Source organism: Streptomyces sp. NPDC014801 (assembly GCF_043082085.1).
GTDB lineage: Bacteria > Actinomycetota > Actinomycetes > Streptomycetales > Streptomycetaceae > Streptomyces.
Genome location: NZ_JBIBXG010000009.1, coordinates 239805 through 261494, shown reverse-complemented (window position 1 = coordinate 261494; position 21690 = coordinate 239805). Strand labels below are relative to the sequence as shown.

The 21690-nt window shown below is 70.9% G+C and carries 19 protein-coding genes and 1 tRNA gene; 11 read left to right on the top strand and 9 right to left on the bottom strand.

The window, feature by feature from the left end; all coding sequences use genetic code 11:
• Nucleotides 1-6: 6 nt before the first annotated feature.
• Both ACF1AL_RS23090 and ACF1AL_RS23085 read right to left on the bottom strand, forming a co-directional pair.
• Nucleotides 7-531 (bottom strand): SMI1/KNR4 family protein, encoded by a 525-nt coding sequence (locus ACF1AL_RS23090; protein WP_391827165.1) that lies wholly within the window; start codon nucleotides 529-531, stop codon nucleotides 7-9.
• Between the two features lie 151 nt (nucleotides 532-682).
• A tRNA-Gly gene (locus ACF1AL_RS23085) sits at nucleotides 683-756 on the bottom strand.
• Nucleotides 757-1306: 550 nt separating this feature from the next.
• On the opposite strand from ACF1AL_RS23085, the gene dcd reads away from it, so the two are divergent.
• The 3 genes from dcd to ACF1AL_RS23070 all read left to right on the top strand — a co-directional run bounded on the left by dcd (nucleotide 1307) and on the right by ACF1AL_RS23070 (nucleotide 3150).
• Nucleotides 1307-1882: a dCTP deaminase gene (gene dcd, locus ACF1AL_RS23080; RefSeq protein ID WP_366835376.1), complete on the top strand. Its 576-nt coding sequence runs from the start codon at nucleotides 1307-1309 to the stop codon at nucleotides 1880-1882.
• 8 nt (nucleotides 1883-1890) lie between these two features.
• A complete protein-coding gene (locus ACF1AL_RS23075) occupies nucleotides 1891-2388 on the top strand; it encodes a phosphoribosyltransferase (protein ID WP_384201662.1) in 498 nt (165 codons plus the stop codon).
• 288 nt (nucleotides 2389-2676) lie between these two features.
• Complete coding sequence (locus ACF1AL_RS23070) at nucleotides 2677-3150, top strand: hypothetical protein (RefSeq protein WP_391820721.1); 474 nt, start codon at nucleotides 2677-2679, stop codon at nucleotides 3148-3150.
• Between the two features lie 30 nt (nucleotides 3151-3180).
• Here the strand turns inward: ACF1AL_RS23070 and ACF1AL_RS23065 are convergent, their stop codons facing one another.
• The 3 genes from ACF1AL_RS23065 to ACF1AL_RS23055 form a co-directional block, all read right to left on the bottom strand.
• Nucleotides 3181-3897, bottom strand: coding sequence for a hypothetical protein (locus ACF1AL_RS23065; protein ID WP_391827163.1), 717 nt, complete (start codon nucleotides 3895-3897; stop codon nucleotides 3181-3183).
• A 128-nt stretch (nucleotides 3898-4025) separates the two neighbouring features.
• On the bottom strand, nucleotides 4026-5033 hold the full coding sequence (locus tag ACF1AL_RS23060; RefSeq protein ID WP_384201671.1) for a Yip1 family protein: 1008 nt from the start codon (nucleotides 5031-5033) through the stop codon (nucleotides 4026-4028).
• 112 nt (nucleotides 5034-5145) lie between these two features.
• The gene (locus ACF1AL_RS23055; protein WP_391827161.1) at nucleotides 5146-6432 is read right to left on the bottom strand and encodes an FG-GAP repeat domain-containing protein; all 1287 of its coding nucleotides are present in this window, start codon (nucleotides 6430-6432) and stop codon (nucleotides 5146-5148) included.
• Between the two features lie 144 nt (nucleotides 6433-6576).
• On the opposite strand from ACF1AL_RS23055, the gene ACF1AL_RS23050 reads away from it, so the two are divergent.
• The gene (locus tag ACF1AL_RS23050; RefSeq protein WP_366835382.1) at nucleotides 6577-6900 is read left to right on the top strand and encodes an antibiotic biosynthesis monooxygenase; all 324 of its coding nucleotides are present in this window, start codon (nucleotides 6577-6579) and stop codon (nucleotides 6898-6900) included.
• 166 nt (nucleotides 6901-7066) lie between these two features.
• Here the strand turns inward: ACF1AL_RS23050 and ACF1AL_RS23045 are convergent, their stop codons facing one another.
• Entirely contained in the window at nucleotides 7067-9349 is a 2283-nt protein-coding gene (locus ACF1AL_RS23045) for a (Fe-S)-binding protein (RefSeq protein WP_384201677.1), read from the bottom strand.
• A 227-nt stretch (nucleotides 9350-9576) separates the two neighbouring features.
• Between ACF1AL_RS23045 and ACF1AL_RS23040 the strand changes: the two genes are divergently transcribed.
• From ACF1AL_RS23040 to ACF1AL_RS23020, 5 genes are all read left to right on the top strand, one after another.
• The gene (locus ACF1AL_RS23040; protein WP_391827159.1) at nucleotides 9577-10698 is read left to right on the top strand and encodes an MraY family glycosyltransferase; all 1122 of its coding nucleotides are present in this window, start codon (nucleotides 9577-9579) and stop codon (nucleotides 10696-10698) included.
• Between the two features lie 93 nt (nucleotides 10699-10791).
• Complete coding sequence (gene dnaK, locus ACF1AL_RS23035; RefSeq protein ID WP_366835385.1) at nucleotides 10792-12633, top strand: molecular chaperone DnaK; 1842 nt, start codon at nucleotides 10792-10794, stop codon at nucleotides 12631-12633.
• Nucleotides 12633-13283 carry a nucleotide exchange factor GrpE gene (grpE, locus tag ACF1AL_RS23030; RefSeq protein ID WP_366835386.1) on the top strand — a complete coding sequence of 217 codons (651 nt, stop codon included), beginning with the start codon at nucleotides 12633-12635 and terminating at the stop codon, nucleotides 13281-13283. The genes dnaK and grpE overlap by 1 nt, the downstream gene beginning before the upstream one ends.
• Nucleotides 13284-13319: 36 nt before the next feature.
• Nucleotides 13320-14486: a molecular chaperone DnaJ gene (gene dnaJ / locus ACF1AL_RS23025; protein ID WP_384201683.1), complete on the top strand. Its 1167-nt coding sequence runs from the start codon at nucleotides 13320-13322 to the stop codon at nucleotides 14484-14486.
• Nucleotides 14487-14491: 5 nt separating this feature from the next.
• A complete protein-coding gene (locus tag ACF1AL_RS23020) occupies nucleotides 14492-14953 on the top strand; it encodes a heat shock protein transcriptional repressor HspR (RefSeq protein ID WP_366835388.1) in 462 nt (153 codons plus the stop codon).
• A gap of 66 nt (nucleotides 14954-15019) precedes the next feature.
• On the opposite strand, the gene ACF1AL_RS23015 is transcribed toward ACF1AL_RS23020, so the two are convergent.
• Nucleotides 15020-16330, bottom strand: coding sequence for a hypothetical protein (locus tag ACF1AL_RS23015; RefSeq protein WP_391827157.1), 1311 nt, complete (start codon nucleotides 16328-16330; stop codon nucleotides 15020-15022).
• Between the two features lie 460 nt (nucleotides 16331-16790).
• On the opposite strand from ACF1AL_RS23015, the gene ACF1AL_RS23010 reads away from it, so the two are divergent.
• Nucleotides 16791-17897 (top strand): substrate-binding domain-containing protein, encoded by a 1107-nt coding sequence (locus ACF1AL_RS23010; RefSeq protein ID WP_366835390.1) that lies wholly within the window; start codon nucleotides 16791-16793, stop codon nucleotides 17895-17897.
• Nucleotides 17898-17922: 25 nt separating this feature from the next.
• Here the strand turns inward: ACF1AL_RS23010 and ACF1AL_RS23005 are convergent, their stop codons facing one another.
• Entirely contained in the window at nucleotides 17923-18456 is a 534-nt protein-coding gene (locus ACF1AL_RS23005) for a hypothetical protein (protein WP_391827155.1), read from the bottom strand.
• 1028 nt (nucleotides 18457-19484) lie between these two features.
• Here ACF1AL_RS23005 and ACF1AL_RS23000 point away from each other — a divergent pair.
• Nucleotides 19485-20513 carry a helix-turn-helix transcriptional regulator gene (locus ACF1AL_RS23000; RefSeq protein WP_366835392.1) on the top strand — a complete coding sequence of 343 codons (1029 nt, stop codon included), beginning with the start codon at nucleotides 19485-19487 and terminating at the stop codon, nucleotides 20511-20513.
• A gap of 25 nt (nucleotides 20514-20538) precedes the next feature.
• Here ACF1AL_RS23000 and ACF1AL_RS22995 read toward each other — a convergent pair whose 3' ends face one another.
• Nucleotides 20539-21576, bottom strand: a complete 1038-nt coding sequence (locus tag ACF1AL_RS22995; protein WP_366835393.1) for a helix-turn-helix transcriptional regulator — start codon at nucleotides 21574-21576, stop codon at nucleotides 20539-20541.
• Nucleotides 21577-21690 lie beyond the last annotated feature (114 nt).

Here is a 21690-nt window from a genome sequence, read left to right as displayed (position 1 = left end):
GCGTCGTCAGTGCCCGCAGGGCTCCCGTACCAACTGGCTGTCCAGCGGGCTGGGGCCGTCCAGCCGGCCCGCGACACCTTCGGCGAAGTACTCGCGGACCGACGTGAAGGTGGTGGGAAAGAGCCTGCGGCAGCACTCGTTGCCGTCCCAGACCCAGACGCGGCCGTCGGGTGTGCGGAAGTCGACGAGGGTCCACATCGCGCAGCCGCGGTCCATGAGGGGGACGACGCCCGGCGGGACGGTCTCGTCGTCCGGGTCGTCGGTGGGAGTCGTGAAACCGAGGTAGAGCTCGAGGATGTCCTCGGCGTCGCAGAAGTCGTGGTCGGGATGCGGGCTCAGTGAGGCGCACTCCCAGCCGTCGATGCCGAAACCGCCGTCGGAGACCTCCGTATAGAGCCTGCGGAGGAAGGGGGGCATCGGATGACCGACCTCCGCCTCGACGGCGGCGACGACGGAGGGCGTGGCGACCGGTGTGAGATGTCCGGCGGGCGTCTGCGTCCTGATCACCGCGATCAGTTCATCGTCGGTCATGTCGTCCCTCGACTCGTCGGCCACCCATGAGGCATGAGCACGACAGTAAGGGAGAAGGAGACGGTGAGGTCCAGGCGCGACGCGAAGATTCGCGACGTGAAGACCCTCACCGACGACAAAACCCCCGGGTCGTCGACCTGGGGGTTTTCTGTGGAGCGGGTGACGAGAATCGAACTCGCGCTCTCAGCTTGGGAAGCTGATGTTCTACCATTAAACTACACCCGCGTAAGTCACCGACGCCCCCGCTCGGGTGGTGTCGGAACCGTCGCCCACTGTACCTCATCCCAGGCCCCCGGTGTTCAAGGACGGGGGCCTCCGTGCGTTCCGGAGGGTGGGGGATGCGGCTGCGGGGGACCGGAGTTGGGGCGTACCGTGGAGGGGTCGCAGAGGGGCTGCGCGAGGTCGGAGTGCCGCCTGGAGGGGCGCCCCTTTCGTCCCGTAATGTGGGGCCCCGTCGTCAGGGCAGTCCAGCCCGGCGCGGCTCTTTGGGGAAGGGACTTCAGGACTTGATGGAGCGCACCGTCGTCCGTTGTGCCGATGGGCACGTGTTCACCACCGCTTCGTTCCCGATGCAGCAGGCCGAGCGCCTCGGCCCCGGACGGCTCGTCCGGTGCCCCCGGTGCGCCAGGCTCCGCAGCGCGGTGCCGGTCACCCTCGTCGGGAAGCGGTAGCGGGCAGGGTTCACCGGGGCCTGCCAAGGCCCGCCAAGGTCATCACCGGCGTGCGGGGCCGTCGCGATTGTGGGGGCTCCGCACGCCTTGCGTATCCTCGGGGCGTGCTTCTCTCAGACAAGGACATCCGGGCCGAGATCGATGCCGGGCGGGTCCGCATCGATCCCTACGACGCAGACATGGTGCAGCCGTCGAGCATCGACGTCCGGCTGGACCGCTACTTCCGGGTGTTCGAGAACCACCGGTACCCGCACATCGACCCCTCCGTCGAGCAGGCCGACCTGACCCGGCTGGTGGAGCCGGAGGGCGACGAGCCGTTCATCCTGCACCCCGGTGAGTTCGTGCTGGCCAGCACGTACGAGGTGATCACCCTCCCGGACGACATCGCCTCCCGCCTGGAGGGGAAGAGCTCCCTCGGGCGGCTCGGGCTCGTCACCCACTCGACCGCCGGGTTCATCGACCCCGGCTTCTCCGGGCACGTCACGCTGGAGCTGTCCAACCTCGCCACACTGCCGATCAAGCTGTGGCCGGGCATGAAGATCGGCCAGCTGTGCATGTTCCGGCTCAGCTCGCCGGCCGAGTTCCCCTACGGTGCCGAGCGGTACGGATCGCGCTACCAGGGGCAGCGCGGCCCCACCGCCTCCCGGTCCTACATCAACTTCCATCGGACGCAGGTGTGAGCGCGAGCATGAGTGACGTACGCGAGAATCTGACCTACGAGCGGTTCGGTACGGCCGTGCGCGAGCTCGCGCAGGCCATCGCCGACGACGGCTACCAGCCCGACATCGTGCTCTCCATCGCCCGCGGTGGCGTCTTCGTCGCGGGCGGCCTCGCCTACGCCCTGGACTGCAAGAACATCCACCTGGTGAACGTGGAGTTCTACACCGGCGTGGGGACCACCCTGGAGATGCCGGTCATGCTCTCCCCGGTCCCGAACGCGATCGACTTCACCGACAAGAAGGTGCTGATCGCGGACGACGTCGCCGACACCGGCAAGACGCTCAAGCTGGTCCACGACTTCTGCCTCGACCACGTCGCCGAGGTCCGCTCCGCGGTCATCTACGAGAAGTCGCAGTCCCTCGTGAAGTGCGAGTACGTCTGGAAGCGCACCGACGACTGGATCAACTTCCCCTGGAGCGTCGAACCGCCCGTGGTGAAGCGAGCGGGCCAGGTGCTCGACGCCTGAGCTGGTCGGGGGAAGCGCCCGAGGAGAACAAAGAAGCGCTGGATCAAGCGCTTCGTGATCGTGTGAACTGGGTCGTGCCGCACTTCACGAAGTGGGGCACCACCCAGCGTCTGTTTGGGGACCCCGCCGTTAGACGCACCGCTTGCAGGCGCTGAGGTCCGCCGCCGAGCGCTGCTGTTCGCGCTTGTTGGTGTCAGCCGCTGATGTCAGCCGCCGCACGCGGTCTTTGCGGAAGGCGGCGCTGTTGAGCAATTGAGGCTGCCCCTGGTGTGGCGGACGATGGTGCTCATGTGCGCTCTTTTCGACCCTCCCGAGCCTCGCCGCGTCTCGCCGGGCGAGTACCCGGTGTGGGACCAGGCTCTCGCCCTTCTGAACCGGGACCTGGCGGCGACGCTTCCCCAGCTGGAACCCCTGCAACTGCTGGCCCTTCCGCCCTACGATGCGGATGAGCCGGAGAACGTCTACGTCGCCATGGCCAACGGCGAGTGGCACGGAAATCACCTGGACTCGAACTCGCGAGACAGCCTCGCCTTTGCGCTGGCGAGCGTCGCCGATGCTGCACAGGAGACCGTCACGGAGCTTCTGTGGCAGGCGTGGCCCCTGTGTCCCGAGCATGGCCTGGGCATGCATCCAAGGGAGGACGCAGAGGGGCAAGTGTCCTGGTGGTGTGCGGGAGAACGGTTGCGTCGCGGTTCGGCTCATTTCCACACGGCCGTGGGCGCACTCGACGTCTTGGGAGAGTCGATCCGTCCACGGTCTTGAAAACCACTGTGATTCCGCCGATCGCCGGTTTCAGAAGGGCGGGTCGTCGGAATGGCCGCCCGCCCAGGGGCCGTCCGTCGGTTCGGAACCCGACGTCCGCGGGCCTGGCAGGGGGCCGGGCTCCACACCCCACGTCACCAGGCACCGCTCGGCGAGATGTCGATAAACCCGGTGATCGCTGGTGCTCAGCGTGCTGCGGACCAGCGGCACGATCTCCGGGATGTGTACGGCCAGGTCGGGCGCGGCGAGCGTCATCGCTGCCGCGTGTACCGCGGCTTCCCGGATCAGGAGGTCCGCGTCGGCAAGGTAGGGCCGCGCCGCCTCGTAGATCAGGGGGAGGACGGCACGCACCGCGGCGACGTCGTCGGGTTCGCCAGGACCGTCTGCGTCGTAGGTCGCGTCGTCGGCGAGGTCACCCAGCCATTGCAGGAGTGCCGCGCGCATGGGCCGACGGCGCTCGTCGTGGAAGTAGACCCCCGAGGTCATCGTTCGCGGGTGGCCGAGGACGGCGACGACGAAGCGCGCGGCCGGGGCGGTGGCGCCGTAGATGCTGTTCTGGTGGGTCACGGCCTGACCGAGGTCGTGCACGGCGATGCGCTGGACGTCCTCGTCGTCATCCAGCAGCCTGGCCAGAATGACAGGGGTCGACGGGGCTGTGTCGGGGCAGCAATGTTCGACGCTGCTCCAGTCCGTCTCCAGGAGAAGGGCCCAGGGGTCGATCGCCGCGCCGCCGGAATTGAGGGTCACGGGCCAAGTGTGTTGCAGGCCCGCTGGTGAGGACGGGCGGGCCAGGTGCTCGACGCCTGAGTCGGGCGGCGGGACGTTGAGGCCCCCGGGGGGATGCCGGGGGCCTTTGGCGTGCGGTGGGCGGGTGGTCAGAACGTGCCCAGTTTCACGATCGACAGCAGGGCGATCAGCTGGATCGCCGACGCGCCCAGTGCCTTCGGCCACGGCAGGTCGTGGGAGCGGCTCACCATCAGTGTCAGCAGCGCACCGCCCGCGATCCACGTCGCCCAGCCCAGCACCTGCACGAACGACGCGTCGCCGCCCGCGAACATCGCCACCACCAGACGCGGCGCGTCCGTCAGGGCCATGATCAGCATGGACAGGCCGACCGTCGGCTGCCAGGCGCCGTCGCCGCCGAGCTGGCGGGCCAGCGTGTGGGTGACCGCGCCCAGCACGAAGGACGAGATCACCATGGCCACGGCCGTCGTCAGGACGATCGGGATGGCGTTGGAGAGCGTGGCGCTGATCGCGTCCTGCCGGGCCCCGTCGAAGCCGAAGACGGCGAGCAGGCCGTAGAGGAACGTCACGATGAGGGCCGGGCCCCACATCGCGTAGTCCCGCATCTGCAGGAAGGTCTGGTTCGGGGACAGCACGATCCCCTTCAGCAGGTCCTTCCAGTGCAGCCGCGGGCCGATCGGGCCGGCCGGGACCGCCGCGCCGGCCTGGTAGGTGCCGCCCTGGCTGTAGTCCTCGTCGTAGCGCGCCTGCTCGTCGATGGAGAAGGCCTGGGTGTGACCGGGCTGGCCCGCCGCGTACGGGTCGGCCGGGCCGGGCCCGTAGCCGGGGTCGCCGCCGAAGTACTCCGGCTCGCCCTGCGGCGGGTGCCCGCCGGCCTGCGGCCATGGCGAGGCCGGGCCACCGCCGCCGCCCGGGGGGTACGCCCCGCCCGGTGGGTACGCCTGCGGGTAGCCGTACGACGGTCCCTGCGGCGCCTGCTGTCCGTACGGGGGGTGTTGCGGTCGCGATTGCGGGGCACGGCCGTCCCGGCCGCCGCGTCCGATCCTGAATCCAGCCACGTCATCGAACGTACCTGGTTCCGCTGAGTGACGTGCCCACGGCCGAGTCCCCGGCGGGGGTTTGCTGCCGAGCTGTGACATCCCCTAGGGGGTCAACAGCGGCGGGTTCGGGGAGCTTTCGGGGGCGTCCGCTCAACCCTCCACCCGGCTCGCCGGTCACCCTCCGACCAGGACCCGGCCCGGTCCGTCCGTCCTACGGCGCCGTCAGGAACACCCGTGTCGTGAAGCTCACCGCCGGCCGCCGCGCCACCAGTCCCTCGCGCGCCCCGGGATACACCGTGACCGTGTCCTGTGTCTCGTCGCGGTAGGTGCGTACGACGAGGTCGGCCCGGCCGTCCCCGTCGAAGTCGGCGGCGGTCACGACGCGGGACGTGCCGTGCGTCACGGGCGCCACCGTCACCGTCTCCCGTGCCGACAGGCCGGACGCGCCGCCCCGGAAGAGCTTCAGCCGGGAGCCGCTGGAGACCAGCTCGCTCAGGCCGTCGCCGTCGAAGTCGGCGGCGTCGAGCACCGAGCCGGGGGAGTCCAGCGTGGCGCGGGCGGCGTCCGGCAGGTCGTAGCGCAGGGCCGTGCCGCCCATCGTGCCGACCGCCGCGTCCAGCGCCTTGCCGCGGCCGAAGCGGCCGAGGGCCACGTCGATGCCGGCGGGCAGCACGGCGCCGGTGCGGGTGGGGCCGTCGGGGCCGCCGAGCACGAGCGCGGTGGTCCCGGACCGTTCCGCCGTACGGATGAGGAGGTCGTCGTAGCCGTCGCGGTCGACGTCGGCGGCGGGGCCGGTGGGCAGGTTGCCGGGGGACGGGATCGGCGCGGCGGCCGCGCGGGGGGCGCCCGCCCGGGTGAAGGGGCCGCGCAGATAGCTCAGCTTGCCGCCGGTGGCGTGCAGCACCAGGTCGGCCCGCCCGTCGCCGTCGAAGTCGCCGCACACCGGCTGGTCGGGCCAGTCGTCGCCCTCCCGGGCGCGGTCGGGGACGGTGAGCTGGACGCCCCGGCCGGTCAGGCCCGACGGCGAGCCGAACAGGAGCTGCAGCGGCACCGGCGGCCGTCCCTGGCCGTCGTAGGGCGGGTCGGTGGAGACGACGAGATCGGTGAAGCCGTCGCCGTCGAGGTCGCAGGAGGCCTCCGCCTCGAACAGCGCCGGCAGTTCGCCGCCGGCGCGGGCCGCGTGGGTGCGCGGGGCGAGCAGCTGGTGGGCGCCCGGCACGAGTCCGCGCGGGCTGCCGTAGACGATGCCGATGCCGGGGTCGTCGGTGTGCGCCCGTGTCTTGGCGAGGTCGTTGAGGATCAGGTCGCGGTGGCCGTCGCCGTTGAAGTCGTCGGGGATCTTGCTGCCGGTGCCGTGCGGGACCGGCAGAACGGCGGGGGCCTGGGCCACGCGGGCCGGGGGGTGCTCCGCCTCGGGCGCCACGTCGCAGGCGGCGGCGAGCAGGAGCAGACCGCCGGTGGCCGCCGTACGCAGCACTCGTCTTCGTACGTGGCGCACGTGCACCGCTCACCTCACCCACCCCGCGGACAACAACCCTGCAATCATGCACGTGTTCGAGGCGGGAGGACAGCCTTCGGGGGCGGCCCCGGAGCGGGGGCCCCGCGGCGGGCCCCGTCGGCAGCCGTGGGCGAGGATGGGGGCATGAGCGTCGTCAAGATCAATGTGCTGACCGTTCCCGCCGAGCAGCGGGAAGTCCTGGAGAAGCGGTTCGCCTCGCGGGCCCACGCCGTGGAGAACTCCGACGGCTTCGAGTGGTTCGAGCTGCTGCGCCCCGTCGAGGGCACCGACCAGTACCTGGTCTACACCCGCTGGCGGGACGAGGAGTCCTTCCAGGCGTGGATGGAGGGCCCGATGAAGGCCGCCCACCAGGGCGGCGGAGAGGGCGAGCGCCCCAGGCCCGCGGCCTCCGGCTCCACCCTGTGGTCCTTCGAGGTGGTCCAGCAGGCGGCCCCGAAGAGCGCCTGACCGGCGGGAGACCCGGGAACGCCAGGGAACACCCGGGAACACCCGGGAACGCCGGGAACACCCGGCGACAGACAGACGACGGCGCCCCCTGCCTGTGCGGGTCAGGGGGCGCCGTCGGGCTTCACGGGCCGGTGGTCACCTCACCGGGTGTCACCTCACCGGGGTGTCACTTCACCGGTTCCGGCTCCGGCTCGCTCTCCGCCTCCGCCTCGCCCGCCGGGTCGACCGGGGTCTTGACGGAGTCGAGGAGCAGCTGGGCGACGTCCACGACCTGGATGGACTCCTTGGCCTTGCCGTCGTTCTTCTTGCCGTTGACCGAGTCGGTCAGCATGACCAGGCAGAACGGGCAGGCGGTGGAGACGATGTCCGGGTTGACGGACAGGGCCTCGTCGACGCGCTCGTTGTTGATGCGCTTGCCGATGCGCTCTTCCATCCACATGCGCGCGCCGCCGGCGCCGCAGCAGAAACCGCGCTCCTTGTGGCGGTGCATCTCCTCGTTGCGCAGGCCGGGGACCTTGCCGATGATCTCGCGCGGGGGCGTGTAGATCTTGTTGTGGCGGCCCAGGTAGCACGGGTCGTGGTAGGTGATGATGCCCTCGACCGGGGTGACCGGGATCAGCTTGCCCTCGTCCACCAGGTGCTGCAGCAGCTGGGTGTGGTGGATGACCTCGTAGTCGCCGCCGAGCTGCGGGTACTCGTTGCCGATCGTGTTGAGGCAGTGCGGGCAGGTGGCGACGATCTTCTTCGCCGACTTCGGCTTCGCGGACTCCGGCACGACCTTGCCCTCGTCGTCCAGCTCCTCGCCGAACGCCGTGTTCAGGGCCATCACGTTCTCCATGCCGAGCTCCTGGAACAGGGGCTCGTTGCCCAGGCGGCGGGCGGAGTCACCGGTGCACTTCTCGTCGCCGCCCATGATCGCGAACTTGACGCCCGCGATGTGCAGCAGCTCGGCGAAGGCCTTGGTGGTCTTCTTGGCGCGGTCCTCCAGGGCGCCGGCGCAGCCGACCCAGTACAGGTACTCGACCTCGGTCAGGTCCTCGATGTCCTTGCCGACGACCGGGACCTCGAAGTCGACCTCCTTGGTCCACTCCAGGCGCTGCTTCTTGGCCAGGCCCCAGGGGTTGCCCTTCTTCTCCAGGTTCTTGAGCATCGTGCCCGCCTCGGACGGGAACGCGGACTCGATCATGACCTGGTAGCGGCGCATGTCGACGATGTGGTCGACGTGCTCGATGTCCACCGGGCACTGCTCGACGCAGGCGCCGCAGGTGGTGCAGGACCACAGGACGTCCGGGTCGATGACGCCGTTCTCCTCGGCGGTGCCGATCAGCGGCCGCTCGGCTTCGGCCAGGGCCGCGGCGGGGACGTTCTTCAGCTGCTCCTCGGAGGCCTTCTCCTCGCCCTCCATGGTCTTGCCGCCGCCCGCGAGCAGGTAGGGCGCCTTGGCGTGGGCGTGGTCGCGCAGCGACATGATCAGCAGCTTCGGGGAGAGCGGCTTGCCCGTGTTCCAGGCGGGGCACTGCGACTGGCAGCGGCCGCACTCGGTGCAGGTGGAGAAGTCGAGCAGGCCCTTCCAGGAGAAGTGCTCGATCTGGGAGACGCCGAAGACGTCGTCCTCGCCCGGGTCCTCGAAGTTGATCGGCTTGCCGCCGGAGGTCATCGGCAGCAGGGCGCCGAGGGAGGTCTCACCGGTGGCGTTGCGCTTGAAGAAGATGTTCGGGAACGCCAGGAAGCGGTGCCAGGCCACGCCCATGTCGGTCTTGAGGGCGACCGTGATCATCCAGATGAAGGAGGTCGCGATCTTCAGGCCGGCGAAGAAGTAGGTGAGGTTCTGCAGCGTGGAGACGCTCAGACCCGCCAGCGCCTTGACGACCGGGTAGGAGATGAAGAACGAGGCCTCGTAGCCCTCGACGTGGTGCTGGGCGCCTTCGAGGGCGTGCAGCATGAAGATGCAGACGCCGACGATGAGGATGACGGCCTCGACGAAGTACGCCTGCCCGAAGTTGGAGCCGGCGAAGCGGGACTTGCGGCCCGGCTTGCGCGGGTGGCTGAGCTGGCGGATGACGATCAGGGCGAGGATGCCGACGACCGTCATGGTGCCGATGAACTCGACGTAGACGTTGTACGGGGCCCAGTCGCCGATGACCGGAAGGATCCAGTCCGCCTGGAACAGCTGGCCGATGGCGTTGACGATCGTCAGCAGGAGGGTGAAGAAGCCCACGGCGACGAACCAGTGCGCGATGCCGATGACGCCCCAGCGGTTCATCCTCGTGTGGCCGAGGAACTCCCGGACCACGGTGAGGGTGCGCTGCGCGGGGTTGTCGGTGCGCGTTCCGGCCGGTACCGGCTGGCCCATCCGCAGTTGGTTGAAGATCTGGAGGAGGGCGCGGCCGAACAGTGCCACGCCGACCACGATCAGGACCAGCGACACGATGATCGCGGCGAGTTGCATTGGGGGCTCCTGAGGCGGCCTCGTACTGGGCGAGTACTTGGGCGAGCGACATTACTAAGCGGTAACTTATCCAGTCCGTCTGAGACTACCCCTATCTTCCGATGCAATGCAGCCCGCCGTTCGGTGATCTGCGTCGCTGAGGGTTGCCTCAGCGCTTTCGGAACCCGGGTCACAAACTGATCGTGTTATTCGTACCAAATTGGTACATTCACCTCTAACTTATATCCGTGCTCTACGGGATCGCCGCTGCCACCGCCGCCCTGCTGCTCACCGCCCTGCTCGCGGGAGCGCTCCGGACGCCCGCCCTGCGCCTGGGGCTCGTCGACCGGCGCCGGCGCACGCGGCCGGTGCCGCTGCTCGGCGGGGCCGCCGTCGCGCTCGCCACCTGCCTGGTCGCCGCGGCCGGCAACTGGACCCGGCTCGCGCCGCTCGGCGACGGGGTCGATCGGGTGCTGATCGCGGGCGCCGCGGTCGCCGCGCTCGGCCTGGCTGCCGACGTCTGGCGGCTCAAGACGCGGTTCCTGCTGCTGGGGACGGCCGTGGCGGCCGCCTTCGTCGTGCCCTACGACGAGACCGGCGTCCCGGGCGGGATGCTGGCCGTCGCCTTCGTCGCCGCCGCCACACTCGCCTTCCGCTCACTCGACCACGCCGACGGCATCGCCGGGACCGTGGGCGTGCTCACCGCCTTCGGGGCGGCGGCGTGCGCGGCGGCGGAGGTGATGGACGGGCTCGCGGTGCTGCTGAGCGTGCTCGCGGCCGCGCTGACCGGCTTCCTCATGCACGGCTGGCCGCCCGCGCGCACCGGGCTCGGCGCCTGCGGCTCGCTGTTCACCGGCTTCCTGCTGGCCTCGGCGGCCGTGCTGACCCGTTCGGGTTACGACCTGGCCGGCACCGCCGCCGTGCTCGGCCCGCTGGTCGCGCTCGGCGCCGCCGACGTCGCCCTTGTCGCCCTCTCGCGGCGGCTGGCCGGACGGCCACTGCTGCGCGGCGGTCCCGACCACCTCGGGCACCGGCTGCGGCGGCTCGGGCTCACCGGGCAGGGCACGACCGTGATCCTGGGCGTGGCCGCCGGCGGCGGGGTACTCGTCGGGGTGCTGGTGCATGCCGGCTGGGCCCGCCCGAGCGCCGCGCTGTGGGTCGCGGGGGGCGCGCTGCTCGTCGTACTGGCGCTGCTGCGGGTGCCCGTGTACGCGCCGCGGCGCCGGCCTGTGGAGACCGTGGCGCGGCCCGCGCGGACGCCCCGGCAGTCCCCTCAGCCGGTGCGGCGTCCACCGATTCCTGGGGTTCAACCACCCCGTCGGCCGCCATCGTCGCAGGTCAGAGCGCCGTTGCGTGTAAGGAACGGATAAGAGTTGAGTCTGACTGACTCAGGTCTGTTGACCCAGCGGTGAGCGTCAGGCACACTTGAGCCTGTTCCACTCAAGTCAGCTGGAGGAATCGCAATGGCACGTGCGGTCGGCATCGACCTGGGCACGACGAACTCGGTGGTCTCGGTCCTCGAGGGCGGCGAGCCCACCGTCATCACCAACGCCGAGGGCGCCAGGACCACGCCGTCCGTCGTCGCCTTCGCGAAGAACGGCGAGGTGCTCGTCGGTGAGGTGGCCAAGCGCCAGGCCGTCACCAACGTGGACCGGACGATCCGTTCGGTCAAGCGCCACATGGGCACCGACTGGAAGATCCAGCTCGACGGCAAGGACTTCAACCCGCAGCAGATCTCCGCGTTCATCCTGCAGAAGCTGAAGCGGGACGCCGAGGCCTACCTGGGCGAGAAGGTGACCGACGCGGTCATCACCGTCCCGGCCTACTTCAACGACTCCGAGCGCCAGGCGACGAAGGAGGCCGGTGAGATCGCCGGTCTGAACGTCCTGCGCATCGTCAACGAGCCGACTGCCGCCGCGCTGGCCTACGGCCTCGACAAGGACGACCAGACGATCCTCGTCTTCGACCTCGGTGGCGGCACCTTCGACGTGTCCCTGCTGGAGATCGGCGACGGCGTCGTCGAGGTGAAGGCCACCAACGGTGACAACCACCTCGGTGGTGACGACTGGGACCAGCGCATCGTCGACTACCTGGTCAAGCAGTTCCAGTCCGGTCACGGCGTGGACCTGTCCAAGGACAAGATGGCCCTGCAGCGTCTGCGCGAGGCTGCCGAGAAGGCCAAGATCGAGCTGTCCTCCTCCACGGAGACCTCGATCAACCTGCCGTACATCACCGCGTCCGCCGAGGGCCCGCTGCACCTGGACGAGAAGCTCACCCGGGCTCAGTTCCAGCAGCTGACGGCCGACCTGCTGGAGCGCTGCAAGACGCCGTTCCACAACGTCATCAAGGACGCCGGCATCTCCATCAACGAGATCGACCACGTCGTCCTCGTCGGTGGCTCCACCCGCATGCCCGCCGTCGCCGAGCTCGTCAAGGAGCTGACCGGCGGCAAGGAGGCCAACAAGGGCGTGAACCCGGACGAGGTCGTCGCCATCGGCGCGTCCCTCCAGGCCGGTGTGCTCAAGGGTGAGGTCAAGGACGTCCTGCTGCTGGACGTCACCCCGCTGTCCCTCGGTATCGAGACCAAGGGCGGCATCATGACCAAGCTGATCGAGCGCAACACCACGATCCCGACCAAGCGCTCGGAGATCTTCACCACGGCCGAGGACAACCAGCCGTCGGTGCAGATCCAGGTCTACCAGGGCGAGCGCGAGATCGCGGCCTACAACAAGAAGCTCGGCATGTTCGAGCTGACCGGTCTGCCGCCGGCGCCGCGCGGCGTCCCGCAGATCGAGGTCTCCTTCGACATCGACGCCAACGGCATCATGCACGTGACCGCGAAGGACCTGGGCACGGGCAAGGAGCAGAAGATGACCGTCACCGGCGGCTCCTCGCTGCCGAAGGACGAGGTCGACCGCATGCGCGAGGAGGCCGAGCGCTACGCGGAGGAGGACCACAAGCGCCGCGAGGCCGCCGAGGCCCGCAACCAGGGCGAGCAGCTGGTCTACCAGACGGAGAAGTTCCTCAAGGACAACGAGGACAAGGTCCCCGGCGAGGTCAAGACCGAGGTCGAGGAAGCGGTCGCCGAGCTGAAGGAGAAGCTCAAGGGCGAGGACACCGCCGAGATCCGCTCCGCCACGGAGAAGGTCGCGGCCGTGTCCCAGAAGCTGGGCCAGGCGCTGTACGCCGACGCCCAGGGCGCCCAGGCCGCGGGCGGCGCCTCCGCCGGTGACCAGGCCAAGGCCGACGACGACGTCGTGGACGCCGAGATCGTGGACGACGAGCGCAAGGACGGTGCCGCGTAATGACGGAGGAGACCCCGGGCTTCGAGGAGAAGCCCGACGTCCCCTCCGGCGCCGCCCCTGACGACGCCGAGCCGAAGGCCGCCTCCGAGGAGGGGGCGGCCCCGGCCGGGGACGGTAACGACAACGCGGGTCTGGTGGCCCAGCTGGACCAGGTGCGCACCGCGCTCGGCGAGCGCACGGCGGACCTCCAGCGCCTCCAGGCCGAGTACCAGAACTACCGCCGCCGGGTCGAGCGGGACCGGGTCGCCGTCAAGGAGGTCGCCATCGCGAACCTCCTGACCGAACTGCTGCCCGTGCTCGACGACATCGGGCGCGCGCGGGAGCACGGCGAGCTGGTCGGCGGCTTCAAGTCGGTCGCCGAGTCGCTGGAGACCGTCGTGGCGAAGATGGGCCTGCAGCAGTTCGGCAAGGAGGGCGAGCCCTTCGACCCGACCATCCACGAGGCCCTGATGCACTCCTACGCGCCGGACGTCACCGAGACGACCTGCGTGGCCATCCTGCAGCCCGGGTACCGCATCGGTGAGCGCACGGTCCGCCCCGCTCGGGTGGCCGTCGCCGAGCCGCAGCCCGGCGCGCAGGGCGCGAAGGCGGAGGGCGCCGAGGACAAGGCGGCCGACGACAAGGAGAACGGTGGCCCGGACGAGGGCTGACGTCGGACACACTGAGGGGAAGGAGGGACGTCGGGGATGAGCACCAAGGACTTCATCGAGAAGGACTACTACAAGGTCCTCGGCGTCCCCAAGGACGCCACCGAGGCCGAGATCAAGAAGGCGTACCGGAAGCTCGCCCGCGAGTTCCACCCGGACGCCAACAAGGGCAACGCCAAGGCCGAGGAGCGCTTCAAGGAGATCTCCGAGGCGAACGACGTGCTCGGCGACCCCAAGAAGCGCAAGGAGTACGACGAGGCCCGCGCCCTGTTCGGCAACGGCGGCTTCCGGCCGGGGCCGGGCGCGGGCGGCGGCTCCTTCAACTTCGACCTGGGCGACCTCTTCGGGGGCACCGCCCAGGGCGGAGGCTTCGGCGGCGGAATCGGTGACGTCTTCGGGGGCCTGTTCAACCGGGGCGGTGCCGCGGGGACGCGGACCCAGCCGCGGCGCGGCCAGGACATCGAGTCCGAGGTCACGCTCAGCTTCACCGAGGCCATCGAGGGCGCGACGGTCCCGCTGCGGATGTCGTCGCAGGCGCCCTGCAAGGCCTGCTCCGGCACCGGCGACAAGAACGGCACGCCGCGGGTGTGCCCGACCTGTGTGGGCACCGGCCAGGTGGCGCGCGGCTCCGGCGGCGGCTTCTCCCTGACCGACCCGTGCCCCGACTGCAAGGGCCGGGGCCTCATCGCGGAGAACCCCTGCGAGGTCTGCCACGGCAGCGGCCGCGCCAAGTCCTCCCGCACCATGCAGGTCCGCATCCCCGCCGGGGTGTCCGACGGGCAGCGGATCCGGCTGCGCGGCAAGGGCGCGCCCGGCGAGCGCGGCGGACCGGCCGGCGACCTGTACGTCGTCGTGCACGTCGGCGAGCACCCCGTGTTCGGCCGCAAGGGCGACAACCTGACGGTGACCGTGCCGGTGACGTTCGCGGAGGCGGCGCTCGGCGGGGAGGTCAGGGTGCCCACCCTGGGCGGCCCGCCGGTCACGCTGAAGCTGCCGCCCGGCACGCCCAACGGCCGCACCATGCGCGCCCGCGGCAAGGGCGCGGTCCGCAAGGACGGCACCCGCGGCGACCTGCTGGTCACCGTCGAGGTGAGTGTTCCCAAGGACCTGTCGGGGAAGGCTCGTGACGCGCTCGAGGCGTATCGCGAGGCGACCGCGGGAGAAGATCCGCGGGCGGAGCTGTTCGAGGCCGCGAAGGGAGCTTGAGTGGGATGGACGGCCGTCGACACGGTGACAATTTTCGTGGGCCGTATGAACTGACCGAGGACACCCCGGTCTACGTCATCTCGGTGGCGGCCCAGCTCTCCGGTCTCCACCCGCAGACGCTGCGCCAGTACGACCGTCTGGGCCTGGTCTCCCCGGACCGCACCGCGGGACGGGGCCGGCGCTACTCGGCCCGCGACATCGAACTGCTCCGCCAGGTGCAGCAGTTGTCGCAGGACGAGGGCATCAACCTGGCCGGCATCAAGCGCATCATCGAACTGGAGAACCAGGTCGCCGCGTTGCAGTCCCGTGTCGCGGAGCTGCAGGCGGCCCTGGAGGGCGCGGCGGCGGCGATGCAGCAGCGCGAGGCCGCCGTGCACGCCTCCTACCGGCGTGACCTGGTCCCGTACCAGGAGGTCCAGCAGACCAGCGCGCTGGTGGTGTGGCGGCCGAAGAAGGCCAAGGACTAGCGTGGGTGACCGCGAAGGGGCCCGGAGGCGATTGCCTCCGGGCCCCTTCGCACATGTTGTGGGCGGTCAGCCGCGGACCGTGCGCCGGCGGCGGGCTCCGGCGTAGGCGGCGGCGCCGCCGAGGGCGACGAGCGCGGCGGCGGCCGCGGCGAGCAGCCCGCTGGAGCCGGAGCCGGTGGACGCCAGCGAACCGGTGGCGGTCGTGGTGGTCGTCCCGGTGCCGGAACCGCCGGTGGTGCCGGCCGCGACGGTCGCCGTGACGCTCGCGGTGGCGGACGGCGTGCCGGTCGGGCTGGGGGAGGCCGACTGCGACGGGGAGGCGCTCGGGGAGCCGGTGCCGGCCGGCGGCGTGGTCGGCGGCTTCGGCGTGGTGCGCACCGGGCCGGCCTCGACCTCGGTGTCGGACTCGGCGAAGTCGTAGGTGGCGCCCATGGAGTAGACGGCCTTGAGGTGGACGACGCTGTCCGCCTCCAGGTCGGAGTGGTCGCCCAGGCTCAGGAACAGCTTGACGGAGGCGGTGCCCGAGGAGGAGCCGAAGCCCTTGGGGAGGGGCGGCAGGTCCCAGGTGTCGCCCTCGGCCTGCTGCAGACGCACCCGCTTGCCGCCCACCTCGGCCTCCAGCACGAAGTCGTGCTCGCCGGTGTCGTAGAGGGTGTGGGCGGTGATGCGGCGGCGCAGCTCGGCGGGGAACTCGCCGGGGCCGGTGGCGGTGGTGTTCAGGGTCACGCCGGCCCACTGGCCGGGGCGGGCGACCTTGCGGTCCCAGTTCCAGGAGGTGGTGAGCTTGCCGGGCTTGATCTGCGGGTCGGACTTGAACACCGCGGTGTTGCGGGACTTGTCCGCGTCGATCCGCTCGAAGCCGGTGAGGGGGCTCGCCTGCAGGGTGAGGTCGCCGTCGTTGGTGGGGTAGGCCTTGCCGAGGCCGACGGTCACCTTCCAGGTGAGGGCGCCCTTGGCGGGGACGGAGAAGCCGTCGCCGAGCTTGCCGGAGGACGGGTAGAACAGGCCCTGCCAGCCGCCGTCCTGCCGGCCCACGGAGGCCTTGGTCGCGGGGGCGTCCAGCGCGGTGACGTCGAAGACGACGGAGTCGGTCTGGATGGGCGCCGGGCCGTCGGCCTTGCCGAGCAGCCAGGCGGAGAAGTCCTGCGGCTCGTCGGAGGAGTTGCTGACCGTCAGCGTCATCGACGCGGTCGCCCCGCCGCGGCTGAGCGGCGCGTCGGGCGCGGGCTTGCCGAGCGTCATCGTCAGCGGCTTGCCGACGGGCTGCTGCTCGGCGGCGCCGGCGACGGCGGGCAGGAAGGCGGCACCGGCGACGGTCAGCACCACGGCGGTCGCTGCGGCCGTGTGCAGACGGCGGGCGGCGAGGCGAGCGGACATGGACTCCCCCAGGAAAGGACGAGGGTTCACGGCACGGCGCGGTGAACCCGGCGGCGAGGCGAAGAGCGAAGGACCCGCGTCAGTCACCCCGGTCGTACCCACCCCCGGTCTGTGCGCGGTGCACCTATCTTCACCCCGCCTCCACGAGTGATCAACAGGCGCTTCGTCACCACTTCGCAACAGCGGCACAGGTGACCGTGGTTCGTCCCTGGCCGAAAACGTCCGCTCGTTCGTGCCCGTACGTGAAGGTCGGTGGCCTTCGGTGAAGGACCGGTAAAGGGTGTTTGGCGGCGAATACGCCGGAGTTCTCCGGGCCTTCACGGGCTGAGCGGAGCGTGATGTTGTCATCTCGTTAGGTGTCCGGTCTTGACGCAGGGTGGCGCCCCCGCGTTGGCTTTTCAGTCACGTGGGTCGTGCCGCTGCACCCGCGTTTCGTACCGCACCTGAAGTGAGCCCCCGCATGCGTCGTATCGCCATATCCGTGGCCGCATCCTCGATGATCCTCGCGCTCGCCGGCTGCAGCATGCTGAACGCGACGGGCGGCGGCGGCACCGCGAGCCCCACGAAGGGCGACGACCTCACCGTGGGTCTGCTCCTGCCGGAGAAGGTGAACTCCCGGTACGAGAAGTTCGACCACCCCATCATCGCCGCGAAGGTCGCCTCCCTCACCCACAACCAGGGCAAGGTCGAGTACGCCAACGCCGAGCAGGACGCCTCGAAGCAGGCGGCCCAGATGCAGAAGATGATCGACGACAAGGTCGACGTCATCCTGCTGGACGCGGTCGACTCGCACGCCATCGCCGGCGAGGTGCAGAAGGCCAAGGACGCCGGCATCCCGGTCATCGCCTACGACCGCCTCGCCGAAGGCCCGATCGAGGCCTACGTCTCCTTCGACAACGAACTGGTCGGCGAGGTGCAGGGCCGCTCCCTGCTGGACGCGCTCGGCGAGAAGGCCGGCATGTCCGACCGGATCGTGATGATGAACGGCTCGCCGACCGACCCGAACGCGGGCCAGTTCAAGCAGGGCGCGCTCAGCGAGCTCAACGGCAAGGTGACCATCGCCGAGTCCTACGACACCAAGGACTGGGACCCGAAGAACGCCCAGGCCAACATGGCCGAGGCGATCGCCAAGCTCGGCGCCAAGAAGATCGACGGCGTCTACTCCGCCAACGACGCGATGGTCGGCGGCATCATCAAGGCCTTCAAGGCGGCCGGCGTCACCGACCTGCCGCCCATCACGGGCCAGGACGCCGAACTCGACGCCGTGCAGCGGATCGTGGCCGGCGACCAGTACATGAGCGTGTACAAGCCCTACCCGGACGAGGCCGAGGCCGCCGCGGAGATGGCCGTCGCCAAGGTCCAGGGCAAGGACATCCAGTTCGACGCCCTCGCCTCCGACACCGTCGACAGCCCCACGCGGAAGGACATCCCGGCCCAGCTCGTCAGCGTCGTCGCGCTGACGAAGAGCAACATCAAGGCCACCGTCGTCAAGGACGGCATCTACAAGCCGGCGGAGATCTGCACGGGCAAGTACGCGAGCGCGTGCGCGTCGATCGGCCTGAAGTAGCCGCTCGGCCCGAAGGGGCGGCCGCTCACGGCCCGGTGACCGGCGTCATGGGCACGAACACGCCGTCCGGGGCGTGCCGGACGGTCGCGCCGCTGAGGTAGCCGTCCGGGTCCCGGTCGCCGGACACCCGCATCCCGGTCACCCGCGCCCGCTTCGGCACGTCGTACCACAGCTCGATCTCGATGAGGTCGTGCCCGCCGATCTCCACCCGCTCGTGCTGGCGGCGCACCGCCATGGCGAAGGAGTCGGGCCGCGCGCGGGTGCCGTCCGCGCTCACCAGGCGCTGCGCGTCGGCCACATAGGTGTGGAAGGCCGGGTCGGCGTTGCGCACCCGCAGCCGGGCCGTGCAGAACTGCCCGTCGGGCTGCGCCTCGCTGTGCGTCCCGGCGACGGCGGTGAGCCCGCAACGCAGCGCGAGCACGCTGAACACCAGATGCCCGTCCCGGTACTCCCCCGAGGCCCGCTGCACGGACCCCGCGGAGACGGCCGGCGAGCCGCCACCACCGCCCGCGCCACAGCCGACGAGCCCCATCGCGACGGCGAGGACGAACACCCCCACCCGCACGGCCGGAACGCCCGCCCTGGCGGCCCGCGCGCCCGCCGAAGCGATCGGCTGGCCCGTCCGAGCGGCCGCGTCCGCCGACGCGGCCGGCGCCCCCGCGTGAGCCGTCGGGCCGTCCGCCGGGGCGGCCCACGCGCCCGCCGAAGCGGCCCGCGCGCCCACCGAAGCGGCCCGCGCGTCCGCCGAAGCGATCGGCTGGCCCGTCCGAGCGGCCGACGCGCCCGCCGAAGCGGCCCGCGCGCCCGCCGAAGCGATCGGCTGGCCCGTCCGAGCGGCCGCGTCCGCCGACGCGGCCCGCGCCCCCGCTCGGGCGGCCAGGACGCCCACCCGAGCGGCCTGGTTGCCCGCCGGAGCGGCTTGGGCGCCTGCGGAAGCGGTCGGTTGGCCCGGCCGAGCGGCCGCTGCATCCGCCGAAGCCGTCGGCGCGCCCGTTCGAGCGGCTCCCGCGTCCGCCGGAGCGGCCCGCGCCCCCGCCCGGACGGCCAGAACGCACGCCAGAGCGGCCTGGGTCCCCGCTCGGACGGCCGGAACGCCTGCCGGAGCGCCCTGGGTGGCCGCCGGTGCGGCCGGCTGGCCCGGCCGAGCGTCCCGCGTCCCCGCGGGAGCGGCCGGGGCGTCCGCCGAAGCCGTCGGCGAGCCCGTTCGAGCAGCCCGCAGGTCCGCAGGAGCGGCCAGCCCGCCCGCCGTAGCGGACTGCCCGGCCGCCCGAGCCGTCGGACCGCCCGCGTGAGCCGTCGGGCCGTCCGCCGGGGCGGCCGGCCCGTGTTTCCGGGTGGGTGGAATCGGGGGATACGTCGGGGTCGTGCGGCCTGTGTGGACCATGTCCGGCATTGTCGGGGCGTGGCACGGGAAGGGGGAGGGGGCCGGTCGTCAGCTTGTTGCAACCGGGTGGGACGGAGGCCGGGAGGAAACGGTACGAACTGGTGGTTTCCCACGGTCACAGGCGGTCGAGCCGTGTTGCACAGCACGCTCCGTCCGCGCATAGTTGCGCTGCGGAAGAGGCGTGAACCGGGGGTGGATGGGCGATGACCGGGCACGGGACGGAGGAGCACCCGCACGGTGCCGACCGACTGTGCGCGGCCGCGGACCGGGTGTACTCCCGGGCGGTACGGCGCGGCCGGGTGCCCCGCCGTGACGCCGAACAGGTGCCCTGCCTGCTCGACCTGGCGCTGCTGCACCCCGACCCGGACGACATGGACTGGCTGGTGCCGACCGCGCCCCAGGAGGTCATGACGCGCCTGCTGCGCGGCGTGCACGCCGAGGTCGCCGAGAGCCAGCGCCGGGTGGGCGCGGCGGTGGCGGCCGTCGAGTGGTACGCGGGCCTGGGCGGCCGTACGCCCGCCACGGGGCCCGGCGCCGGCGAGGGCAGCGCGATCCGGGTGCTGGACGGCCTGGCGCGCATCCAGGCGGCGATGGACGAGGCGACCCAGGCCTGCACCACGGAGGTGCTGACCGTGCAGCCGGGCGGCATCCGCCGCGAGCACGAGCTCTCCGAGGGCCTGCACCGGGCGCTGGCGCTGCGCGGGCGGGGCGTGCGGATGCGCGACCTGTACAACCACGTGGCGCGCCACGGGCAGGGCCTGCTGACGTATCTGGAGCTGATGGGCGACGCGGTGGAGGCGCGCACGCTCGACGAGGTCGTGGACCGGCTGATCCTCTTCGACCGCACGGTGGCCTTCATCCCCGCCAACACCGAGCGCACGATGGCCCTGGAACTGCGCCACCCGGCCCTGATCTCCTACCTGGTCACGGTCTTCGAGCGGCTGTGGCGCCTCGGCGTGCCGCTGAACGCGCCCATCCCCGACAGCGGCATCGAGGGCATCTCCCACCGGGAGCAGTCGATCGCGGCGCTGCTCGCGGAGGGCCACCAGGACGCGGTCATCGCCGAGCGGCTCGGCATCAGCGTGCGCACGTGCCGGGCCCACATCGCCCGGCTGTCGGAGACCCTGGGCGCCGCCAGCCGCACCCAGCTGGGCGTGCGGATCGCCCAGGTGGGGCTGGACACGCCGGCCCATCTCACGCTGCCGCGCCAGGAGTCCCCGACTGCCCGGTGAGAGCCCCGGGGACGGGGCGCCGGTGTCAGGCGGGGTCCTGCGCTCCCGGCTCCCGGTGGTGCTGGTCGAGGATCCCGGACTGGGCGATGAGGTAGCCGAGTTGGGCGCGGCTGCCGCTGCCGAGCGCCTGGGCGAGCTTGGCGATGTGGGCGCGGCAGGTGCGCACGTTCATGCCGAGGCGGCGGGCGATGGCCTCGTCGACGTGGCCCTCGACGAGAAGTTTGGCGATGGAGTGCTGGATCTCGGTGATGCCGTCGGGCGCGGTCTCGTAGGGGGCGCCGGCGCTGAGCGGCACCGCCCGGTTCCACATGAACTCGAAGACCTTGATCAGGTAGCGGACGAGGCCGGTGTGGCGCAGTTCCAGGGCGATCTGCCGGTCGTCGCGGACGGGGATGAAGGCGACGGTCTCGTCGCAGATGATAAGGCGCTCCACCAGTTCGTCGATGGTGCGGTACTCGACCTTGCCGTTGGCGAACTGCTCCACGTAGGACAGCCGCTCGGGGCTGTAGCGTGCGGTGTGCTGGTAGAGAGTCCGGATGCGTACGCCGCGTTCGGTCATCATCCGGTCCCGTTCGAGCCCTTGCAGGAGGCTGCGTTCGGGCCGGTAGCCGCTGGGCTGGATGGTCAGCATCTCCGACTGGCACTGGGCGGTGGCCAGGTCGAGGGCGTGGTTGATGCGGTCGTTGCCCTCGAGGACGGTGATGGAGTGGGTGGGTGCGATCTCCTGGGCACTGAGCCCCATGAACGGCTCGAAAGCGTCAGCGAGTTCCATGGACAGCTGCCTGCGCTCGCTGATCTCGCGCTCCAGCGGGCCCAGTCGCTGGGACAGGGCGACCGCCGGCAGGACGGGGCGCAGCCAGCTCGCGTCGTCCGGATCGGGATGAAGAAGGGCGAACTCCATCAGACAAGGCGCCGGTTCCACGTCGGCTCGGGCGATACGTCCCGAGCGGAGTGCATGTGCGTACAGCCGGGCACCCTCCTCGCACAGCTCAGTCACCGCATGGGGATGTGCCGTTATTTTCCGGTTCGTCACCAAATCTCCACCCCCCAGGGTCCTGAACATGCAGGAACATGATGCACCGATCGTGTGGCATTGACGTGCCTGAATAAGCCATCGTCGTACTCGACGGGGGAAGAGGGGACCTTCAAGTGAGGACGAAGCCGACTATGGGTAAGA